Source organism: Pararhodobacter zhoushanensis (assembly GCF_025949695.1).
In the GTDB taxonomy this organism is placed as follows: domain Bacteria; phylum Pseudomonadota; class Alphaproteobacteria; order Rhodobacterales; family Rhodobacteraceae; genus Pararhodobacter; species Pararhodobacter zhoushanensis_A.
In genome coordinates this window covers 1,008,281-1,028,328 of the sequence record NZ_JAPDFL010000001.1, presented here as the reverse complement: position 1 = coordinate 1,028,328, position 20,048 = coordinate 1,008,281, and the positions used below count along the sequence as shown (strand labels likewise).

The following is a 20,048-nucleotide window of genomic DNA, read 5'->3' as shown; positions in this document are numbered from 1 at the left end:
TTTATACGTCAGGCCAACGCAGTTCGCCCAGACCAAGTTGGATAAAATGACGGCGTCACAAGACAATGTGACAACCCTGCCCCGAAACCCCGGTGCCGTGATCGCTATTTAGCCGCCAGATGCGCTGCCAGTGCCTCGGCCTCGGCCAGCAGACCCGAGACGTGCGGATCCTCGATCCGCAGCGCCGCAAAGTGCCGGTGGATGCCGCGCAGATAGTCCAGACTGGTGCCAAGGAACCCTTCGCCCGTCGCCAGACACCGGACCTGCTCGGCACGGCTGAGACCGGCGACGATGCTGTCCGCGGCGTGATCGGCAAGGAACGTCACGCAGCGGATCGTCCCGGCTTCGGTCTGCGCCGGGGCGACGATGGGGATATAGCCCGCGCCGATCATCTCGCGCTGCCACAGCACGGCGGTCTCGGCATCGACCTGCGCCGCATCGATGCGGAACGCAAGCCCGTCGCAGCCCTCAACCCCGTGATCGAGCGCGGCCATCAGGCCCGGTGCCTCAGGCGTGCCGCGTCCACCGTTCACGTCGCGCAGGATGAAACGCCGCGCATAGCCCGGCATATGCGCCCGGCGCACCTGCGTGAAATGGATGCCCGGATCCCACATCAGCGAGCCATAGGCGAAGATCCACATATCGCCCGGCCAATCCGCCAGAAACGCGTGGCGCAGCGCCTCGCGTTCGGCATCGGTGCGCAGCCATGCGGTCGAATAGCCCTTGGCTTCGACCCTCTCGCGGACAGAGGCCGTCGTTAATTGGCGGAATGCCGAGTGCGCCGGGTCGATGATCAGATCCCGCAGGCCCGGATGATACAGGAAAGGGTCGTCGGACATGCGCCGGGTTTTCCAATCTCGTTCGCGCACCCGTTTCCTTCGGCGCGTGATTTTATGTCAGGGGCGACTATATAGTCCTGTAATGCCAAGAACCCGCCCCCAACTGGAAAGTATCTATGTCTTCTCACCCGACCCCGAACGCCGACTCGCTGGCCGCCTCGGCGCAAAAGGCGGCGAAGAAGGGTGGATTGCCGCCGGTCCACCTGTGGAACCCGCCGTTTTGCGGGGATCTGGACATGCGCATCGCCCGCGACGGGACGTGGTTCTATCTGGGCACCCCGATTGGCCGCGCGCCTTTGGTACGGCTGTTCTCGACCATCCTCAAGTTGGAAGATGGCAAGTATTTTCTGGTCACCCCCGTCGAGAAGGTCGGCATCACCGTCGATGACGCCCCCTTTGTCGCCGTCGATTTCACCGCCAGCGGCAACGGACCTGCGCAATCCCTGCGGTTTGAAACCAACGTCGGCGATTTTGTCGAGGCTGGCCCCGACCACCCCCTGCGCGTCACCCGCGACCCCGAAACCGGCGAACCAGCCCCCTATGTGATGATCCGCGCCGGGCTTGAAGCGCTCATCGACCGCAAGAGCTTTTACCGGCTGGTGGAACTGGGTGCACACGCCGAGCACGAGGGCGACAGCTGGTTCGGGCTGTGGTCGGGCGGCGTGTTCTTCCCGATCATCCCCTCGGCAGAGATGGGCTGACGCGCGCCACAAGGGCTTTCCCCGCGCGCCGGGTTCGGGCATTCCGGGGCCTGACCTGAGCAAAGGCCCTTTCATGCGTACCCCCCGCCTTGCCGTTTCGGCGATGTTCTTTCTCAACGGCATTCTCTTCGGGGCATGGGCCGCGCGCGTGCCCGCCTTCGTCGAGGCTTTCGCGCTGGAACCCGGCATGCTGGGCCGCTTGCTGCTCTGCCTTGCCGGCGGGGCCATTCTGGCCTTTCCGCTGGCCGGGTGGCTGAGCGACCGCATCGGCGCGGCCAGCGCCACGCGGTTTATCGGCATCGGCTATGCGCTTGCCCTGCCACTCATTGCCCTCGCGCCCTCGACCGGCTTCCTTGCGCTGGCCCTGCTGCTGTTTGGCGCGGGGCACGGGGCGATGGATGTGGCGATGAACGGCTGGGGGGCCGAAGTCGAACGCGCCCGCAAACGCCCGATGATGGCGGCGTTCCACGCGATGTGGAGCCTTGGCGCAGGGGTCGGCGCGCTGACCGGCGGCGGCGCGGTCGCGCTGGGACTGGCCCCGCTCGGGCATTTCGTGCTGATCGCGGTGATCGCGGGCGGCGTCACGCTGTTTCTGGCCGCGATCCCGTGGGAGTCGCGCCGCAGCGCCGCCGGTCCCGGCTTCGCCCTGCCCGCGCGCGGGTTGCTGCTGGTGGGGCTGGTTGCGTTCTGCTCGTCGCTGGGTGAAGGCGCGATGGCCGACTGGAGCGCGGTGTTCCTGATCGACGTCACCGGCACCGACGAAGCCCGCGCCGCGCTTGGCTACGGCGTCTATTCCGCCGCGATGTTCGTCGCGCGCTTCAGCGCCGATGCGGTGATCGTCCGGCTTGGCCCCGTGCGCACCGCGCGCATCGCCGGGGTTGTCGCCTTCGCCGGTCTGGCCGTCGCCCTGACCGGCGGCACGCTGAGCGCCGGGCTGATCGGGCTGGCGCTGCTGGGTCTGGGCTATTCCGTCGTCATCCCCCTGGCCTTTTCGCGCGCCGCCAACGACCCCGAGATCCCGCAGGGCCGCGCCATCGCGGGCGTTGCCACGCTGGGATACGGCGGCATGGTGCTGGGCCCGGCCGTGATCGGCGGCGTCGCGCAGCTGTGGTCGCTGCCCGTCGCCTTCTGGATGATCGCCGTGCTGGCTTTGGGCATCAGCGCGCTGGCGGGCGCGCTGCGCCGGACTTAGACCGCCGCCTTGTCGCCGGTCAGCTCAAGGAACGCATCCTCAAGATCCGCCTGCTCGGTGGTCAGGTCGATCACCTCGACCCCCGCACCGTGCAGCGAGGCCAGCAGCGCCCCCGCCTTGACCGTGCTCTGCGGATAGGTCAGCGCCAGCCAGCCATCCGCCCGGTCCTCGCGCGTGACACCGCGCGGCAGATCCACCGCGCCTATCGGCCCGGCGGCCCGCACCAACAGCGTCTTGCTGTCCATCCGCGCCAGAATCGCCGCCGTCGAATCGCGCACCACCAGACGGCCGCGGTCGATGATGGCGATCTCGTCGCACATCTCTTGCGCCTCTTCCAAATGGTGCGTGGTCAGAATGATGGTCATCCCTTGCCGGTTCAGCTCGCGCACGTTGGACCACAGCATGTGGCGCAGCGCGATGTCCACGCCCGCCGTCGGCTCGTCCAGCACCAGAACCTGCGGCCCGTGCACCAGTGCCTTGCCCAGCAAGAGCCGCCGCCGCATCCCGCCGCTGAGCGTGCGGGCATAGGCATCGGCCTTGTCGGACAACCCGATCAGCGACAGGATCTCATCCGTGCGGCGCTCACGCGCGGGCACGCCGTACAGGCCCGCCTGCGTTTCCAGCGACTCACGCGGGGTGAAGAACGGGTCGACGTTCAGCTCCTGCGGCATGACGCCGATGGCGGCGCGGGACTGGCGCGGGTTCTGGTCCTGATCAAACCCCCAGATCCGCACCCGGCCCTCGGACTTGCGCACAAGCCCGGCCATGATGTTGATCAGTGTGGATTTTCCCGCACCATTCGGCCCCAGCAGGCCAAAGACCGAGCCTTGCGGGATGGTCAGGTCAATGCCCGTCAGGGCCTCTTTGGCCGCCGACTTGCCGCTGGCGGCATAGGTCTTCTTCAGGCCTTCGATTTCAATCGCGTTCTGGGTCATCTTGCTCCTGACGCCAAACGGGGTATGTTCGGACCCATCACCTAGGTCGATTGCCCCGCCGAGACAAGGAAGCAGACATGTCCGCCACCCAACCCGCGCATGATGCGCCCGCCACCCACGTCGTCGCCGCGCGCCGTTTTTCCTGCGATGGCGGTGAGGGCGCGCTGGGTCATCCCCGCGTCTGGCTGACCATTCCGCACGACACCGGCTGGATCGACTGCCCCTATTGCGACGCGCGTTACACGCTGGCCGAAGGCGCGGGGCACGACGCGCATTGACGCCCGCCCTCCGGCGCCTGCTCATCGGAGCCGCCGGAGTTGTCGCCGCGCCGGTCCTGCTGATCCTCGCCTATCTCGCCGCAGGCACGCTGGGCGGCCTGATGCCAGGCCGCACGGCTGAGCTGGCACCGGGCGGCACCAACCGCGTGCTGCTGGTGCCCGGACCAATCCACACCGACATCCTGCTGCCGCTGGACGATAGCCTCATGGCGCGGTTCGGGTATCTCGAACCCGCCGGGGTGCCATTGCGCGATCCGCGTGCCCGCTGGCTGGTGGTCGGCTGGGGCTCGCGCGCGTTCTATACCACAGCCGGCTCCTACGCCGACATCACAGCCGCCGCCGTCTGGCGCGCGGCTACGGGCGACAGCGCGGTGCTGCGGTTCGATGTCTGGGGCGGGCTGCCGGAGGCTCACGGCTTTACCGACCTCTCGCTGAGTGATGCGCAATACGGCGCGATGCTGGACGGGATCGAGCGCGCCGTCGGGCCTGTCGCCGTGGCAATCGCGCATCCGGGCTTTACCGGGACCGACGCCTTTTTCGAGGCGACCGGGTATTTCACCCTCTTTCGGACCTGCAATGTCTGGGTCGGGGACCTGTTGCGCGCTTCGGGTATCCGCACGGGCATCTGGACCCCGTTCACCTGGTCGCTGCCCTGACGGCGCGAACAGCCCCTGCGCATACCCGCACAGGGGCGGGGCTGGATTAGTGCCACCGAAACGCCGATATCCTTGCCAACCGATCAAGGAGAGCGCCCATGACCTTTCGCCCCGTCAAATCGACCTCGCTGGCCAAACCGACGCTTGAGGGCGCAGGCGTTCACCTGCACCGCGCCTTCGGTTTTGGCGAACCCTCGGTCAGCGATCCGTTCCTGCTGCTCGACGATTTCCGCAACGACAAGCCGCATCTCTATTCCAAGGGCTTCCCCTGGCACCCGCACCGCGGCATCGAAACGATCACCTATGTGCTTGAAGGCTCGGTCGAGCACAGCGATCTCGCTGGGCAACAAGGGCAAGCTGGGTGCAGGCTCGGTGCAGTGGATGACCGCCGGGTCGGGCATCCTGCATCAGGAAATGCCCAAGGGAAACGCCAAGGGCCAGATGCACGGCTTCCAGCTGTGGGCCAACCTGCCCGGCAAGCTCAAGATGACCAAGCCGCGCTATCAGGACATCAAGGGCTCGGACATCGAGACGGTGATCGACGATGACGGCACCGCCGTGCGCATCATCACCGGCAAGTTCTGGGGCAAATACGGCCCCGTGGACGGCATCGCCGCCAAGCCGCTGTATCTGGACGTCTCGGTCCCGCCCAACACCCGCAAGGTGCTGCCGGTGGACACCTACATGAACACCTTCGCCTATATCTTCGCGGGCGCGGCGACGTTCCGCGATGCGTCGACCCCGGTCGGCGTGCGGGTTGAGAAAGAAGTGAACGGCGTCGAGCTGAACATCCGCGACATGAGCGGCGACCGCACGCTGGTGCGCTTTGGCACCGGCGATGAGATCGTGGTGAATGCGGGGCCCAAGGGCGTGCGTTTCCTGCTCGTCTCGGGCCAGCCGATCAAGGAACCGGTGGCGTGGCACGGCCCGATCGTGATGAACAGCAAGGCGCAACTGCAGCAGGCGTTCAAGGAACTCAACAACGGCACGTTTATCCGCTGAGGGTGCAGGGGGCGCGGTCAGCGCGCCCTTCCCCGCTGGACGCCCCGGCTTCGGACCGATACCAAGGAACGAAGCGCAAACAGGGGGCGTCTCGCATGGACTTTGGCAAAGGCTCGCACCTTCACCTGATCGACGGCTCGGCCTTTATCTTCCGCGCCTATCACGCCTTGCCGCCGCTGACGCGCAAGTCTGACGGGCTGCCTGTGGGCGCGGTTCAGGGGTTCTGCAACCTGATCTGGAACGAGTTGAGCGCCAGCACGCCCACCAAATCCAAGCCCACCCATATCGCGGTGATTTTCGACGCAGGCTCGATCACCTTCCGCAACGAGCTGTACCCCGAGTACAAGGCCAACCGCCCCGAATTGCCCGAGGATCTGCGCCCGCAGTTCCCCCTGACCCGCGAAGCCACCCGCGCCTTCAACATCTCCTGTATCGAAAAACCGGGATTCGAGGCCGACGACATCATCGCCACCTACGCCCGGCTTGCGACTGAGGCGGGCGGCACCTGCACCATCGTGTCGTCTGACAAGGATCTGATGCAGCTGGTCGGCCCCGGTGTCGATATGTTCGATCCAATGAAATCCAAGCTGATCGGCCCCGATGAGGTCATGGAGAAATTCGGCGTCGGTCCCGACCGGGTGATCGACGTGCAATCGCTGGCGGGCGATTCGGTCGATAACATCCCCGGCGCGCCCGGCATCGGCCTGAAAACGGCGGCGCTCTTGATCAACGAATACGGCGATCTGGAAACCCTGTTGGCCCGCGCCGGCGAGATCAAGCAACCCAAACGCCGCGAGACGCTGCTGGAAAAGGCCGACCAGATCCGCCTGTCACGCGAACTGGTCTCGCTGAAACGCGATGTCGAACTGGACGAGTCGCTCGATCTCGATGATCTGCACGGTGCCCGACTCCGGCCCGCTGATGGACTTCCTCGCCAAGATGGAATTCCGCACCCTGACCCGCCGCATCGCCGACAAACTGGGCGTCGCGGCGCCCGCCGTCAGCGAAGCCCCTGCCGCGGCCCCCGCGCCCGACGCCGCCAAAGCCCCCGCAACCATCGAACAACCGCCCTTCACGCCGGAAAACTACACCTGCGTGCGCGACCTCGACACGCTGAACCAATGGGTCGCGCGCATCCGCGAGCAGGGCTATGTCGCCGTCGATACCGAAACCACCTCGCTCGATGAAATGCAGGCCGACCTCGTCGGCATCTCGCTGTCGCTGATCCCCGGCGAGGCCTGTTATATCCCCCTCACCCATAGTGAAGGTGTGGACGACCTCTTCGGCGCGGCCAAACGGCTTGACGGCCAGATCGACCCGGAAGCGGCGCTCAACGCCCTCAAACCCGTGCTCGAAGACGCCTCGATCCTGAAAATCGGCCAGAACATCAAATACGACGCCAAGATCTTCGCCCGTCGCGGCGTCAAGGTCGCGCCGATCGACGACACCATGCTGATGAGCTACGCGATGTTCTCGGGCCTGCACAATCACGGCATGGACCTGTTGTCCGAGACCTATCTCAACCACGTCCCGATCCCGATCAAACCGCTGCTCGGCTCGGGCAAATCCGCCCGCACCTTCGACAAGGTCGGCATTGAAGACGCCACAAAATACGCCGCCGAAGACGCCGACATCACCCTGCGCCTGTGGCAGGTCCTGCGCCCCCGCCTGCATCAGGAGCGGGTCACCACGGTCTATGAAACGCTGGAACGCCCGCTGGTCCCTGTGCTGGCGCAGATGGAAATGCACGGCATTCAGGTCGACCGCCAGACGCTCAGCCGCATGTCCTCGGCCTTTGCGCAGACCATGGCCGGGCTTGAGGCCGAAATCCACGAAATGGCCGGCGAGGTCTTCAACGTCGGCTCGCCCAAACAACTGGGCGAGGTGCTGTTTGACAAGCTGGGCCTGCCCGGCGGCAAGACCAGCAAGACCGGGGCCTATTCCACCGGCGCCGACATCCTCGAAGACCTCGCCACCGAGCATGAACTGCCCGGCAAGGTGCTGGACTGGCGGCAGGTGTCGAAACTGAAATCGACCTATACCGACGCGCTGCAACAGCACATCAACCCTGAAACCGGCCGCGTCCACACCTCCTATGCCCAGACCGGCGCGAACACCGGGCGGCTGGCCTCGACCGATCCCAACCTGCAAAACATCCCCGTGCGCACCGAGGAAGGCCGCCGCATCCGCGAGGCCTTTGTCGCGCGTGAGGGCTGCAAGCTGGTCTCGCTCGACTATTCACAGATCGAGCTGCGCATCCTCGCCCATGTCGCCGACATCCCCGCGCTGAAACAGGCGTTCCGCGACGGTCTGGACATCCACGCGCTGACAGCCAGCCAGATGTTCGGCGTGCCGCTGGACGAGATGACCTCGGAAATCCGCCGCCGCGCCAAGGCGATCAACTTCGGCGTGATCTACGGCATTTCCGGCTTCGGACTCGCCCGCAACCTGCGCATTCCGCGCGCCGACGCGCAGGCCTTTATCGACACCTATTTCGAGCGGTTCCCGGGCATCAGGGACTATATGGAGGCCACCATCGCCTTCGCCAAAGAGCATGCTTACGTCGAAACCCTCTTCGGCCGCCGCATCCATACGCCCGAGATCAACGCCAAAGGCCCCGGTGCCGGTTTCGCCCGCCGCGGCGCGATCAACGCGCCCATTCAGGGCACCGCCGCCGACATCATCCGCCGCGCCATGATCCGCATCCCCGACCAGATCGCGCATCTGCCCGCAAAAATGCTGCTGCAGGTCCATGACGAACTGGTGTTCGAGGTCGAAGACAGCGCCATCGACGAGACCATCGCCGTGGTCAAGAAGATCATGGAAAACGCGCACCTCCCGACGGTCGAGATCGACGTGCCGCTGATCGTCGATGCCGGCGTCGGGGCCAACTGGGCTCAGGCTCATTAACCCCCCATCAAGGTTAACGCCGCCGCCGCGAGGCCCCGATGATCCACAGCTACGCCGAGCTCCGCGCCTTCGCCCTCTCCCTCAACCTGCCACAGGTCGAGGACAGCACCGGCTGGGGCAATCCCTGCCTCAAGGCGCATGGCAAGATGTGGGTCTGGTGGTCGCCCTATGCCGATGCCGCCGTGTTCAAATGCGATTTCGACGAACGCGAGATGCTGCTCCAGGCCGACCCCGACACCTTCACCCTCCATCCCCACTACACCAACCACCGCTTCATTCTGGTCAAGGCCGGCCACATCGACCCCACCTGGGCCGCCCCCCGCCTGACGCAGACCTGGCGCGCCCTCGCCCCCAAACGCTGGCTCAAATCATGGGACGCCACACTGCCAAACTGACCCGCGCCTTTCATCTTGCCCCCAATACGCACGGGGGATTTTCAAGGGGGCGCGTGCGTCCCCCTTGAAGCAGGGGGCCCGGGGGCGGCAGCCCCCCGAACCAACAGCACCCCAACGCGCGCTCGATCCTCCGACGAAACCAATTCCCCTCGCCGCCGCCCTGCGCTAAAACGCCTCCATGACCGACGAACCCCAAGACGTCCCCCCTTCCGATCCCGCTCGACGCCCCTCTGGCCGAGCCGCTGCGCCGTGCGTTGGGTGAGCGGTATCTGCAATATGCGCTCTCGACGATCATGCACCGCGCGCTCCCTGATGCGCGCGACGGGCTCAAGCCCGTGCACCGGCGCATCCTGTTCGCGATGCGCGAGCTGAAACTCACCGCCACCGGCGGTTTCCGCAAATCCGCCAAGATCAGCGGCGACGTGATGGGCAACTATCACCCGCATGGCGACAGCGCGATTTATGACGCGATGGCGCGTCTGGCGCAGGATTTCAACGTCCGCTACCCGCTGGTCGACGGTCAGGGCAACTTTGGCAACATCGACGGCGACAACCCCGCCGCCAGCCGCTACACCGAAGCCCGCCTGACCGCCGCCGCCGAGGCGCTGCTCGACGGTCTGGCCGAAAACGCCGTCGATTTCCGCCCCAATTATGACGGCACGCTTGAAGAACCCATCGTCCTGCCCGCCGCCTTTCCGAACCTGCTGGCCAATGGCTCCAGCGGTATCGCGGTCGGCATGGCCACCAACATCCCGCCGCACAACCTCGATGAGCTGATCTCGGGCTGTCAGGCGCTGATCAAGGACCCCGATCTGCCCGACGACGATCTGGTCAGGCTTATCCCCGGCCCCGACTTCCCCACCGGCGGCGTCATCGTCGAGCCTCGAGAGTCGATCTTAGAGAGCTACCGCACCGGTCGCGGCGCCTTCCGTCTGCGCGCCCGGTGGGAGATCGAGGAACTGACGCGGGGCACCTGGCAGGTCATCGTGACCGAGATCCCCTATCAGGTCGCCAAGTCCAAGCTGATCGAAAAGCTGGCCGAGGTGATCCAGCTCAAGAAAGTCCCCCTGCTGGGCGACGTGCGCGACGAATCCGCCGATGACGTGCGCATCGTGCTGGAACCGCGTTCCAAGAACGTCGATCCCGAGCAGATGATGGGCATGCTGATGCGCGTCACCGATCTGGAACTGCGCTTCAGCATGAACATGAACGTGCTGATCGACGGCCGCACGCCCAAGGTCTGCAGCCTGCGCGAAGTGCTGCGCGCCTTCCTCGACCACCGCCGCCTTGTGCTGCAACGCCGCTCGCAGCACCGTCTGGACAAGATCGACCACCGGCTCGAGGTGCTCGAAGGCTTCATCATCGCCTATCTCAACCTCGACCGCGTGATCGACATCATCCGCTATGATGACGCCCCCCGCGACGCGCTGATGCGTGAGGAATGGGGCCGCACCTTCCCGCGCGCGATGAGTGAGGCCGATTACGTCGGCCCGCCCCCGGGCGAGGGTGAGCTGTCCGAGGTTCAGGCCGAAGCCATCCTCAACATGCGCCTGCGCAGCTTGCGGCGGCTGGAAGAGCTGGAACTGCGCAAGGAACGCGACGCGCTTCTGAAAGAACGCGCCGCGCTGGACGATCTGCTCAATTCCGACGCCCGCCAGTGGAAACGCATCGGCGAAGAGCTGGAAGCCGTGCGCAAACAGTTCGGCAAGGAGACCGCGCTGGGCAAGCGCCGCTCGGATTTCGCCGTGGCGGGCGAGGCCGAAATCCTCGCGCCCGAAGCGATGATCGAGCGCGAGCCGATCACCGTGGTCTGCTCGAAAATGGGCTGGATCCGCGCGATGAAGGGCCATGTCGCGCTGGACGGCGAGTTCAAGTTCAAGGACGGCGACGAAGGGGCCTTTGCCCTGCACGCCGAAACCACCGACAAGATCCTGATCTATGGCTCGAACGGGCGGTTCTACACGCTTCTGGGCGCCAACCTGCCCGGCGGGCGCGGCATGGGTGAACCCGTGCGCCTCATGGTCGATCTGCCGAACGAAGCGCAGATCCTCGACATCTTCCTGCACCAGCCCGGCACAAGGATGATCGTCGCCTCGGCCGAGGGTGACGGCTTCATCATCCCCGCCGACGAGCTGCTGGCGCAGACCCGCGCGGGCAAGCAGGTGCTCAACCTGCGCGACGGGATCAAGGCGCTGGTCTGCAAGACCATCACCGGCGACCACATCGCCACCGTCGGCGAGAACCGCAAGATGCTGGTCTTCGCGCTGGATGAGCTGCCCGAAATGGGCCGCGGCAAGGGCGTGCGGCTGCAAAAGTTCAAGGATGGCGGCTTGTCCGACCTGACCACGCTGACGCTCACCGAAGGGCTGTCGTGGAAAGATCCCGCCGGGCGCACCCGGCACGAGCCGGACCTGAGCGAATGGCTGGCCAAGCGCGCCACCGCAGGCCGCATGGCCCCGCGCGGCTTTCCGCGGGACAATCGCTTTGCGTGATCACACGGCCACAGGCCCCGGCGTTGCCATGCCGGGGCCTATCGGCTAAGGATTTCAGGCACAAACTTGAGGGACGCCCATGGCCATCGCGCGCAATACGCTGAAGACCACGCTGGCCGCGGGCCTCCTGGCCCTGATGGCCGCCTGCTCGCGGGACGGCACTCAGCTTGAAGACATGCGCGCCGAATTCAGCGATTTCCGCCTGTGCTATAACATCGTCACCACCAATGACACGGTGCAGGGCCCACTCTCGCGCGAAGCCAATCTCGACGACTTCGCCGATGTCATGCGCGACGAGATCGACCGCCGCTTTGGCCGGTACGAGGGCGACCGCCTCTACCATATCGCCATCCACATGGACGCCTATGTGCTGGCCGTGCCGGGGATCCCCATCGTTGCCTCGCCGCGCTCGGCGCTGATCATCTCGACCAATCTGTGGGATGACCGTCTGGGCCGCCCGCTCAACGAAGAGCCCGAGCAGTTCACCATTCTGGAAAGCGCCGGGGGCTCGTCCATCGTCGGCTCGGGCCTGACCCAGAATGCCGAGCAGCAGATGGCCGCGCTGGCCGCGAACGCAGCCCTGCGGATCGAGACCTGGATGCTGGAACACCCTGAGTGGTTCGAACACGCAGGCGATGAGACAGCGCCTGCCGATGCAGCAGCGGCGGGCACCGACGCACCCGCCCCCGCTGCAAGCACCCCCGATGACACCGCCGTCGTTCTGCCAGCCGACGCTGCGGCAACCCCCGCCGCGGATCCGACAGGAACGGCCGCCGCCGCCGACGGCACCGCGCCGCAACGCGGCTGCGGGCGGCGCTGACGCAAGGCTCCGCACCCGGCCGCAAGGCCGGGTCCGCCACAGCCCAGCGTTTTAGTGCCTAAACGACGCCAATCGTCTTGATTTTCCCGTGTTTCGCCGTTATCTCGCGCGCGACGCGGCCCGCCGAAATGCGGGGTTTTCCCCGCGCGCTCGACACCCAACAGGCGGGGCCTCCCCCGCCGCGCGGATCAAGACTTGAGGAGAAGCCATCATGGCGAAGGCAAAGTTTGAACGTAACAAGCCGCACGTGAACATCGGGACGATCGGTCACGTTGACCACGGCAAGACGACGCTGACCGCAGCGATCACCAAATACTTTGGTGACTTCCGGGCCTATGACCAGATCGACGGCGCGCCGGAAGAGAAAGCCCGCGGGATCACGATCTCGACGGCGCACGTGGAATACGAGACCGCTGCGCGCCACTATGCGCACGTCGACTGCCCCGGCCACGCCGACTACGTGAAGAACATGATCACCGGTGCTGCCCAGATGGACGGCGCGATCCTGGTCTGCGCAGCCTCGGACGGCCCGATGCCCCAGACGCGCGAGCACATCCTGCTCGGCCGTCAGGTCGGCATTCCGTACATGGTCTGCTACATGAACAAGGTCGACCTGGTCGACGACGAAGAGCTGATCGAGCTGGTCGAAATGGAACTGCGCGAGCTGTTCTCGTCGTACGAATACCCCGGCGACGACATTCCGATCGTCAAAGGCTCGGCCTATCAGGCGATGATCGGTGAGATGAAGGAAATCGGCGAGGATCTCGATCCGCGCGCTGATGGAAGCCGTCGACACCTACATCCCGACCCCGGCCCGCGCCATCGACCAGCCGTTCCTGATGCCGATCGAAGACGTGTTCTCGATCTCGGGTCGTGGTACGGTTGTGACCGGTCGTGTCGAGCGTGGCGTGATCAACGTTGGCGACGAAGTCGAAATCGTCGGCATCCGCGACACCAAGAAGTCGATCTGCACGGGCGTGGAAATGTTCCGCAAACTGCTGGATCGTGGGGAAGCTGGCGACAACGTCGGTATCCTGCTGCGCGGCATCGAGCGTGACGGCGTTGAGCGCGGCCAGGTGCTGTGCAAGCCGAAATCGGTCAACCCGCACACCGACTTCGAAGCCGAGGCGTATATCCTGACCAAGGAAGAGGGTGGCCGTCACACGCCGTTCTTCGCCAACTACCGCCCGCAGTTCTACTTCCGCACCACGGACGTGACCGGCACCGTCAAGCTGCCCGAGGGCACCGAGATGGTCATGCCCGGTGACAACCTGAAGTTCGAAGTCTCGCTCATCGCCCCGATCGCGATGGAAGAGAAACTGCGCTTCGCCATCCGCGAAGGCGGCCGCACCGTCGGTGCAGGCGTCGTCTCGAAGATCATCAAGTGAGGGCGTAGGGTGGGGTTCAACCCCACCCTACCGGACCCATCGGCGCGCGGGGGAAACCTCGCGCGCCGTTTCTTTTGGCCGCTCATCGCGTGCCACCCGGCACCGGGCCGAACCGGCAGTCCCACCTCGGGCCCAGACGGACTGCGTGCTGAACAGCCCTACAGTCAGCGCAGCAGCGAACACCCCCGCGCGATATCATCGGGCAAAGCGGCGATACCCCACCTCGCTGGCAGTCCCGGCCTGAAGAATGACGCCCCCCGTTAACCCTTTCCTAACCAGTCAACGCCGATCCTCTGGCGATGGATGGGGCGAGACACGCAATGCTGGCACGCGCGCGCACCGTGGCCTTCGACGGGATCGAGGCCCGTCTGGTCGAGGCGCAATGCGTCCTTACCCCCGGCCTGCCCGCCTTTCATGTCGTCGGCCTGCCCGACAAGGCGGTGTCCGAGGCCCGCGAACGGGTCCGCGCCGCCCTGTCGTCGCTCTCCATCGCCCTGCCGCCCCGCCGCATCACGGTGAACCTGTCCCCCGCCGACCTGCCCAAAGAGGGCTCGCATTTCGACTTGCCCATCGCGCTGGCCCTTCTTGCCGCGCTTGACGTGATCCCCGCCGATGAACTGGCGGGCAGCGTGTCGTTAGGCGAACTGGCGCTGGACGGCGCGCTGGTTCCCGTGGTCGGCGCGCTTCCCGCCGCCATGGCTGCCGCCAGCGCCGGGTACACGCTGATCTGCCCGCGCGCCTGCGGGGCCGAGGCTGCGTGGGTCGGCGCGGCGCAGGTCTTCGCCCCCGCCACGCTGCAAGACGCCATCCACCATTTCACCGGCCAGACGCCGCTGCCCCGCGCCCAACCCGGCGAGGTCATCACCGACCCCGGCGCGCGTGACATGCATGATGTGAAAGGCCAGGAACGCGCCAAACGCGCGCTCGAAATCGCCGCGGCCGGGCGGCATCACGTGATCATGGTCGGCACGCCCGGCTCGGGGAAATCCATGCTGGCGGCGCGGATGCCGGGGCTGTTGCCGCCGCTTTCACCGATGGAAGCCCTTGAAACCTCGATGATTCACTCGCTCGCCGGGTTGCTGGACGAAGGCGGCATCTCGCGCAGCCGTCCGTTCCGCGAGCCGCATCACACGGCCTCGGTCGCGGCCATCGTCGGCGGGGGCAAAGGGGCCAAGCCCGGGGAAATCAGCCTCGCGCATAACGGTGTGCTGTTCCTCGACGAGTTCCCCGAATTTCCCCGCACCGTGCTCGAAACCCTGCGCCAGCCGATCGAGACCGGCGAAGTGGTCGTCGCCCGCGCCAATGCCCACACCCGCTATCCCTGCCGCTTCCTGCTGATCGCCGCCGCCAACCCCTGCCGGTGCGGCTATCTGGGCGATGCCAGTCGCGCTTGCGCGCGCGCGCCGGGCTGTGGTGACGATTATCTCGGGCGGATATCCGGCCCGCTGATGGACCGTTTCGATCTGCGGATCGAGGTGCCGCCGGTCGGCTGGTCCGACCTCGACCTGCCTGCCACCGGCGAGACCTCGGCGCAGATCGCGGCCCGCGTCGCGCGCGCGCGCACCCTGCAGGACGCGCGCTTTGCCGCGCATCCGACGGTGCAGGTGAATGCCGATGCCGAAGGCGCGCTGCTGGACGAGATCGCCGCCCCCGATCCCGAAGGGCGTGCGCTGCTGGCCAAAGTCGCCGACCGGTTCGGCCTGACCGCACGCGGGTATCACCGGGTGATGCGCGTCGCGCGCACCATTGCGGATCTGGACGCCAGCGCCACCGTCCGTCTGCCGCATGTGGCCGAGGCGGTCAGCTTTCGGCTGTCTGCGGCAGACACTGGCGGATGAACGCGGCGGTCTGGTCCAGCGTCTCGCGCGCCTCGGGCAACCAGCGGTGCAGCATCGGCCAGGCGTGGGGCAAATCGCCCGCAATGCGGATCTCGGCATTGGGCAGACGGCCCCGCATGCGTTGCGTGTCGTCGCGCAGGATCTCGGACTGGGCGGCGTGCAGCATCACCGGCGGCGCCGCGGGAAAGCTGGCCTGCAGTGGCGACAGCCGGGGGTCGTTGGTATCTTGCGGCTTTGCGCTGCCCAGGATCAGAGTGCGCGTCTCGGTCAGGCGGTGCGCGGGCAGCACCTGCTCGCGCGCGGCATTGGTCACCAGCGAGGCCCCGGCAAAGGTCAGATCGGTCCAGGGCGAAAAGGCGAACAGACCGGCCGGGGGCCGACCTTCGCGGCACAGATGCCCGAGCAGCGCCAAAGCCAGCCCGCCGCCCGCGGAATCTCCGCCCAGAACGATGTTCTCAGGCCGCGACCCCAGCGCGACCAGCGCGTCATAGGTTGCGACGGCGTCATCAAAGGCGGCGGGAAACGGATGCTCGGGCGCCAGGCGATAGTCCGGCACGAACACCCGCGCGCCGGTGCGCAGGGCGATGGCGGCGGCAATGCCGGTGTGGGTCCGCGGGCTGCCCATCACATAGGCGCCGCCGTGGAAATAGAGCACAACGCTCTCTCCCTGCGGCCTGTTGCTGACCCACAGACCGGGGACGCCGGCGGTGCCTTCCAGCGCCAGCGAACCGGGCGGCGCGCGGAAAACGCGGCCGGAAAGGCGTTCGAAATCGGCGCGGGCGATGGCCGGGTCGCGCTGGCGGGCCAGCGCTCGGCGCGTCACCTTGCGGGCGACGACACGGACAACCTCGGCCTGCCAACTCATGAAGTGGCCCGCTTTTCCTCAAGGACCTCCCAGATCCGGGCGGCCACGTTGATACTGTCGAACCGCTCCAGCTCCTGAATGCCGGTGGGCGAGGTCACGTTGATCTCGGTCAGCCAGTCGCCGATCACGTCGATGCCGACAAAGATCTGGCCCTTCTCGCGCAGCAAGGGCCCGATGGCCGCGCAAATCTCGCGGTCACGGTCGGTCAGGCCGATTTTTTCGGGCCGCCCGCCGACATGCATGTTCGAGCGCGTCTCGCCCTCGGCCGGAACCCGGTTGATCGCGCCGATCGGCTCGCCATTGATCAAGATCACCCGTTTGTCGCCCTTGGACACCGCCGGCAGGAATTTCTGCACGATAAGCGGCTCGCGTGAAAATCCGGTGAACAGTTCATGCAACGACGACAGGTTGCGGTCGCCCGCGTCCAGCCGGAACACCCCCGCGCCGCCATTGCCGTAGAGCGGCTTGAGAATGATGTCGCCATGGCGGTGCTTGAAATCGCGGATTTCATCCAGATTGCGCGCGATCATCGTCGGCGGCGTCAGATCCTGAAACTGCAGAACCAGCAGCTTTTCCGGGTAGTTGCGCACCCAGAACGGATCGTTGGCGATCAGGACCTTGTCACGCAGCATGTCCAGCAGATGCGTCGAGGTGATATAAGCCATGTCGAACGGCGGGTCCTGGCGCAGCCAGATCACATCCATCGTCGACAGATCCAGCCGCTCTTCCACGCCCAGTTCGGCATGGTCGCCCTGCACCCGCTTCACGCGCAGCGACCGCGCCCGCGCCACGACCTTGCCCTCATCGAAAGTCAGTTTGTCGGGCGTATAGACCCACAGCTCATGGCCCCGGGCCTGCGCCTCTTCGGCCAGCCGGAAAGAGCTGTCCGCATTGATGTTGACGCCCTCGATCGGGTCCATCTGGAAAGCGACACGCAACGCCATGACATCTCCTGCTCTTCCGCTGGGGGCGGTTTGCCCACGGGGGATAGATGGCGCAGCCGCGCGAAAGTTTCAATCACCCAGACCCTGCATTGCAGCAACAGACCTGTGATTACGCAGGAAGCCTCAGGCGCAGAGCGCGTTTTCGACGATCTCGATCCGGCCCTGAGCGTCAATCAGCGCCACGTCAAACCGGGCCTGTGTGTTCAGCCCCTTCGGACAACCGCCCAGAAACTCTGCCGCGGCATCATAAAGCCGGCGCATCTGCCGCTGCGACAACCGTTCCGCCGCCCGCGCGTGGCTGCGGCTTTTCTTGACCTCGACAAAAACATACCCGTCACCGTCCTGCGCCACGAGGTCGATTTCCCCGCCCTTGCCACGCCAGCGCTGTGCCGCCACCGGAAATCCCCGCCGGTGATAATCGCGCGCGACCTGATCCTCAGCCGCGAGACCTGCATGATATGAAACCGCCCCGCTCATCCGTCCCCGTCCTTCCCGAGCGCCAGCGCCCGTTGATACACCTGCCGCCGGGGCAGGCCTGTAGCCTCGGTCACCGCGGCGACCGCCTCACGCAGGCTTTCACCCGCCAATGCCGAGCGCAGCATCGCATCCAGATCCACCGCATCGCCGGTCACTGCCTCAGCCCGTCCGACCAGCAACACGATCTCACCTTTCAGATCACGCCCCTCAATATCCGCGGCCACGGACCCCAGCGTCCCGCGAATCACCTCTTCAAACCGTTTGGTGAGTTCACGGCACAGCGCGGCCTCTCTCCCTTCATGCTGCTTCAAATCATCTAACAATCGGTGAATGCGCTTGGGCGATTCATACATCACCAGCGTCGCCGGGATTGCCATCGCCTCTTCCAGCCACTGCTGCCGCGCCGCCCCCTGCGAGGGGGAAAGCCCAGAAAACAAAAGCGATCCGTCGGCAGCCCGCCCACCGCCAGCGCGGTCAGCACGGCTGACGCGCCGGGCGCGGCCAGCACGGTATACCCCTCGGCAATCGCGGCGCGGGCCAGCTGGAAGCCGGGGTCGGCGACCAGCGGCGTGCCGGCCTCGCTGGCGTAGGCAACGGACTTGCCCTCGGCCAGCAGCCCCATGATGCGGGGCCGGGCCTGCGCGCCGTTGTGGTCGTGGTAGGGGATCATCGGGCGGCCGTCGATGCGGATGCCGTGGATCTCCATCAGCCGCCGCAGCGTGCGCGTGTCCTCGGCCGCCAGCACATCGGCCTTGGCCAGCAGGTCCAGCGCCCGCAGCGTGATGTCGCGCGCGGCCCCGATCGGGGTCGAGAGCAGGTGCAGCCCCGGCAGCACCTTGGCCGGGCCAGCGGCCCAGTCCAGGGGTGCGGGGCCCGGCTCCCCGGCGGAAAGCCGCAGATCGTCATCGCTCGGGTCTTGCGCATCGGTCATATCGGCTCCAGAGACACGTTTACTTCACTGTGTGTGTTCAATACTGTTGCCCGCGGTGCAAGCCGCTGCAACCCGCCCTTGTCAAAACGCCGTTGAGAGGACTTCGATGCGCGCGCAATCCCCCACCCGTCGTTTTGTTTCCCGTCTGTCACGCCGCGCGGCGCTGGTTGGCCTCATGGCGCTTGCCGCCTGCGGTCCGATCAACCTTGGCGGCATGAGCGGCACGCCGCGCGTTGACCCCAACGCGCCGGTCGTCGTGGCGCTGCTGGTTCCGGGCGGATCGACGACGCAGGGCAACGACATTCTTGCCACCAATCTGGAAAACGCCGCCCGCATGGCGGTGGCGGATCTGTCGGGCGTTCAGATCGACCTGCGGGTCTATGCCACCCAAGGCGATCCCGCCGTTGCCGCGCAGGTCGCGCAGCAAGCCGCCAGTGACGGCGCGCGGATCATTCTGGGCCCGGTCCATGGTGCCGAAGCCGCTGCGGTTGGCACCGCGGTGTCCGGCACCGGCCTGTCGGTGCTCAGCTTCTCGAACAACCCGGCCATTGCGGGCAACAACGTCTTCGTGCTGGGCCTGACGCCCGACAACGCCGCGCGCCGCGTGCTCGACTATGCCGCCGCGCAGGGCCGGGGCCGGGTGATGATCATCGGCGAGCGGACCACGGCCGGTGAGCTGATGCTCGCCGCCGTCAACCGCGCGGCCGCTGGCAGCGGCAGTCAGATCGTCGCCACCGAAACCTATGACTTCTCGCAGCAAGGCATCGTCAACGCGCTGCCGACGCTGGCCTCGACCGCCCGTTCGTCAGGGGCCGAGTCGCTGTTGTTCACCGCTGACAGCGCCGGGGCCCTGCCGATTCTGGCGCAACTGCTGCCCGACAACCGGATCTCGGGGCCGCAATTCCAGTTCATGGGCGTGACGCAATGGAACGTTCCCGCCGCCACGCTGCAACTGCGCGGGCTGCAAGAGGGCTGGTTCACCCTGCCCGACCCGACCGTCACCCAGCAGTTCGAGGCGCGCTATCAGGCGGCTTACGGCAGCACGCCGCACCCGATCGCCGGGCTGGCCTATGACGGCATCGCCGCCATCGGCGCGCTGCTCGGCAGCGGCGCACCGGACGCGCTGTCGCGCGAATCGCTGACGCAGGCCTCGGGCTTTGTCGGCGTGAACGGCGTGTTCCGCCTGCTGCCGGATGGCACCAACCAGCGCGGTCTGGCCGTGGCGACGATCCGCGACAACGCCGTGGTCATTCTGGACCCGGCGCCGCGCAGCTTCGTCATTCCGGGGACGTAAGAGGCTGATCGTGCCCAACACCGCCCCCGCTGCTGGCCGCACCGCTGCCCTGCCGGTTGAACGTCTCTACGCCCTGCCCCCCGCCCCTGCC

At 66.5% G+C, this 20,048-nt stretch carries 14 protein-coding genes and 4 pseudogenes; 12 read left to right on the top strand and 6 right to left on the bottom strand.

The annotated features are described in order from the left end of the window. Positions 1 to 104: 104 nt before the first annotated feature. A complete protein-coding gene (locus tag OKW52_RS05060) occupies positions 105 to 839 on the bottom strand; it encodes a gamma-glutamylcyclotransferase (protein WP_264504740.1) in 735 nt (244 codons plus the stop codon). Between the two features lie 116 nt (positions 840 to 955). Between OKW52_RS05060 and OKW52_RS05055 the strand changes: the two genes are divergently transcribed. Both OKW52_RS05055 and OKW52_RS05050 read left to right on the top strand, forming a co-directional pair. Then, positions 956 to 1,540, top strand: coding sequence for a DUF1285 domain-containing protein (locus OKW52_RS05055; protein WP_264504739.1), 585 nt, complete (start codon positions 956 to 958; stop codon positions 1,538 to 1,540). 73 nt (positions 1,541 to 1,613) lie between these two features. Continuing rightward, positions 1,614 to 2,732 carry an MFS transporter gene (locus OKW52_RS05050; RefSeq protein ID WP_264504738.1) on the top strand — a complete coding sequence of 373 codons (1,119 nt, stop codon included), beginning with the start codon at positions 1,614 to 1,616 and terminating at the stop codon, positions 2,730 to 2,732. Here the strand turns inward: OKW52_RS05050 and OKW52_RS05045 are convergent. Beyond that, positions 2,729 to 3,667 carry an ABC transporter ATP-binding protein gene (locus tag OKW52_RS05045; RefSeq protein ID WP_264504737.1) on the bottom strand — a complete coding sequence of 313 codons (939 nt, stop codon included), beginning with the start codon at positions 3,665 to 3,667 and terminating at the stop codon, positions 2,729 to 2,731. The genes OKW52_RS05050 and OKW52_RS05045 overlap by 4 nt on opposite strands. Positions 3,668 to 3,744: 77 nt before the next feature. Between OKW52_RS05045 and OKW52_RS05040 the strand changes: the two genes are divergently transcribed. The 9 genes and pseudogenes from OKW52_RS05040 to OKW52_RS05000 all read left to right on the top strand — a co-directional run bounded on the left by OKW52_RS05040 (position 3,745) and on the right by OKW52_RS05000 (position 15,446). Beyond that, positions 3,745 to 3,945 carry a zinc-finger domain-containing protein gene (locus OKW52_RS05040; RefSeq protein ID WP_264504736.1) on the top strand — a complete coding sequence of 67 codons (201 nt, stop codon included), beginning with the start codon at positions 3,745 to 3,747 and terminating at the stop codon, positions 3,943 to 3,945. Beyond that, on the top strand, positions 3,942 to 4,601 hold the full coding sequence (locus tag OKW52_RS05035) for a TIGR02117 family protein (RefSeq protein ID WP_264504735.1): 660 nt from the start codon (positions 3,942 to 3,944) through the stop codon (positions 4,599 to 4,601). Before OKW52_RS05040 ends, OKW52_RS05035 begins: the two co-directional genes overlap by 4 nt. A gap of 98 nt (positions 4,602 to 4,699) precedes the next feature. Beyond that, positions 4,700 to 5,603: pseudogene (locus OKW52_RS05030) on the top strand (pirin family protein). Positions 5,604 to 5,698: 95 nt separating this feature from the next. Further along, positions 5,699 to 8,513: pseudogene (gene polA, locus OKW52_RS05025) on the top strand (DNA polymerase I). A gap of 38 nt (positions 8,514 to 8,551) precedes the next feature. Then, positions 8,552 to 8,908 carry an MmcQ/YjbR family DNA-binding protein gene (locus OKW52_RS05020; RefSeq protein ID WP_264504734.1) on the top strand — a complete coding sequence of 119 codons (357 nt, stop codon included), beginning with the start codon at positions 8,552 to 8,554 and terminating at the stop codon, positions 8,906 to 8,908. 212 nt (positions 8,909 to 9,120) lie between these two features. Next, positions 9,121 to 11,400, top strand: a complete 2,280-nt coding sequence (locus OKW52_RS05015) for a DNA topoisomerase IV subunit A (protein ID WP_264507659.1) — start codon at positions 9,121 to 9,123, stop codon at positions 11,398 to 11,400. A gap of 79 nt (positions 11,401 to 11,479) precedes the next feature. Beyond that, positions 11,480 to 12,220 (top strand): hypothetical protein, encoded by a 741-nt coding sequence (locus OKW52_RS05010; protein WP_264504733.1) that lies wholly within the window; start codon positions 11,480 to 11,482, stop codon positions 12,218 to 12,220. Positions 12,221 to 12,431: 211 nt separating this feature from the next. Then, positions 12,432 to 13,608, top strand: a pseudogene (tuf, locus tag OKW52_RS05005) (elongation factor Tu). Positions 13,609 to 13,928: 320 nt separating this feature from the next. After that, a complete protein-coding gene (locus tag OKW52_RS05000; RefSeq protein ID WP_264504732.1) occupies positions 13,929 to 15,446 on the top strand; it encodes a YifB family Mg chelatase-like AAA ATPase in 1,518 nt (505 codons plus the stop codon). Here OKW52_RS05000 and OKW52_RS04995 read toward each other — a convergent pair. The 4 genes and pseudogenes from OKW52_RS04995 to rsmI all read right to left on the bottom strand — a co-directional run bounded on the left by OKW52_RS04995 (position 15,409) and on the right by rsmI (position 18,630). Further along, entirely contained in the window at positions 15,409 to 16,311 is a 903-nt protein-coding gene (locus OKW52_RS04995) for an alpha/beta hydrolase (protein WP_264504731.1), read from the bottom strand. The genes OKW52_RS05000 and OKW52_RS04995 overlap by 38 nt on opposite strands. Beyond that, positions 16,308 to 17,249: a glutathione synthase gene (gshB, locus tag OKW52_RS04990; protein WP_264507658.1), complete on the bottom strand. Its 942-nt coding sequence runs from the start codon at positions 17,247 to 17,249 to the stop codon at positions 16,308 to 16,310. The genes OKW52_RS04995 and gshB overlap by 4 nt, the downstream gene beginning before the upstream one ends. 129 nt (positions 17,250 to 17,378) lie before the next feature. Continuing rightward, a complete protein-coding gene (locus OKW52_RS04985) occupies positions 17,379 to 17,732 on the bottom strand; it encodes a YraN family protein (RefSeq protein ID WP_264504730.1) in 354 nt (117 codons plus the stop codon). Then, a pseudogene (gene rsmI, locus OKW52_RS04980) lies at positions 17,729 to 18,630 on the bottom strand (16S rRNA (cytidine(1402)-2'-O)-methyltransferase). Before rsmI ends, OKW52_RS04985 begins: the two are co-directional and overlap by 4 nt. Before the next feature lie 139 nt (positions 18,631 to 18,769). Here rsmI and OKW52_RS04975 point away from each other — a divergent pair. Further along, positions 18,770 to 19,957: a penicillin-binding protein activator gene (locus OKW52_RS04975; protein ID WP_264504729.1), complete on the top strand. Its 1,188-nt coding sequence runs from the start codon at positions 18,770 to 18,772 to the stop codon at positions 19,955 to 19,957. Positions 19,958 to 20,048 lie beyond the last annotated feature (91 nt).

Bases quoted from the DNA above. Each gene is read 5' to 3' on its own strand.
- OKW52_RS05060 (WP_264504740.1), bottom strand. From the start codon at position 839: ATGTCCGACGACCCTTTCCTGTATCATCCGGGCCTGCGGGATCTGATC.
- OKW52_RS05055 (WP_264504739.1), top strand. From the start codon at position 956: ATGTCTTCTCACCCGACCCCGAACGCCGACTCGCTGGCCGCCTCGGCG.
- OKW52_RS05050 (WP_264504738.1), top strand. From the start codon at position 1,614: ATGCGTACCCCCCGCCTTGCCGTTTCGGCGATGTTCTTTCTCAACGGC.
- OKW52_RS05045 (WP_264504737.1), bottom strand. From the start codon at position 3,667: ATGACCCAGAACGCGATTGAAATCGAAGGCCTGAAGAAGACCTATGCC.
- OKW52_RS05040 (WP_264504736.1), top strand. From the start codon at position 3,745: ATGTCCGCCACCCAACCCGCGCATGATGCGCCCGCCACCCACGTCGTC.
- OKW52_RS05020 (WP_264504734.1), top strand. From the start codon at position 8,552: ATGATCCACAGCTACGCCGAGCTCCGCGCCTTCGCCCTCTCCCTCAAC.
- OKW52_RS05010 (WP_264504733.1), top strand. From the start codon at position 11,480: ATGGCCATCGCGCGCAATACGCTGAAGACCACGCTGGCCGCGGGCCTC.
- OKW52_RS05000 (WP_264504732.1), top strand. From the start codon at position 13,929: ATGCTGGCACGCGCGCGCACCGTGGCCTTCGACGGGATCGAGGCCCGT.
- OKW52_RS04995 (WP_264504731.1), bottom strand. From the start codon at position 16,311: ATGAGTTGGCAGGCCGAGGTTGTCCGTGTCGTCGCCCGCAAGGTGACG.
- OKW52_RS04985 (WP_264504730.1), bottom strand. From the start codon at position 17,732: ATGAGCGGGGCGGTTTCATATCATGCAGGTCTCGCGGCTGAGGATCAG.
- OKW52_RS04975 (WP_264504729.1), top strand. From the start codon at position 18,770: ATGCGCGCGCAATCCCCCACCCGTCGTTTTGTTTCCCGTCTGTCACGC.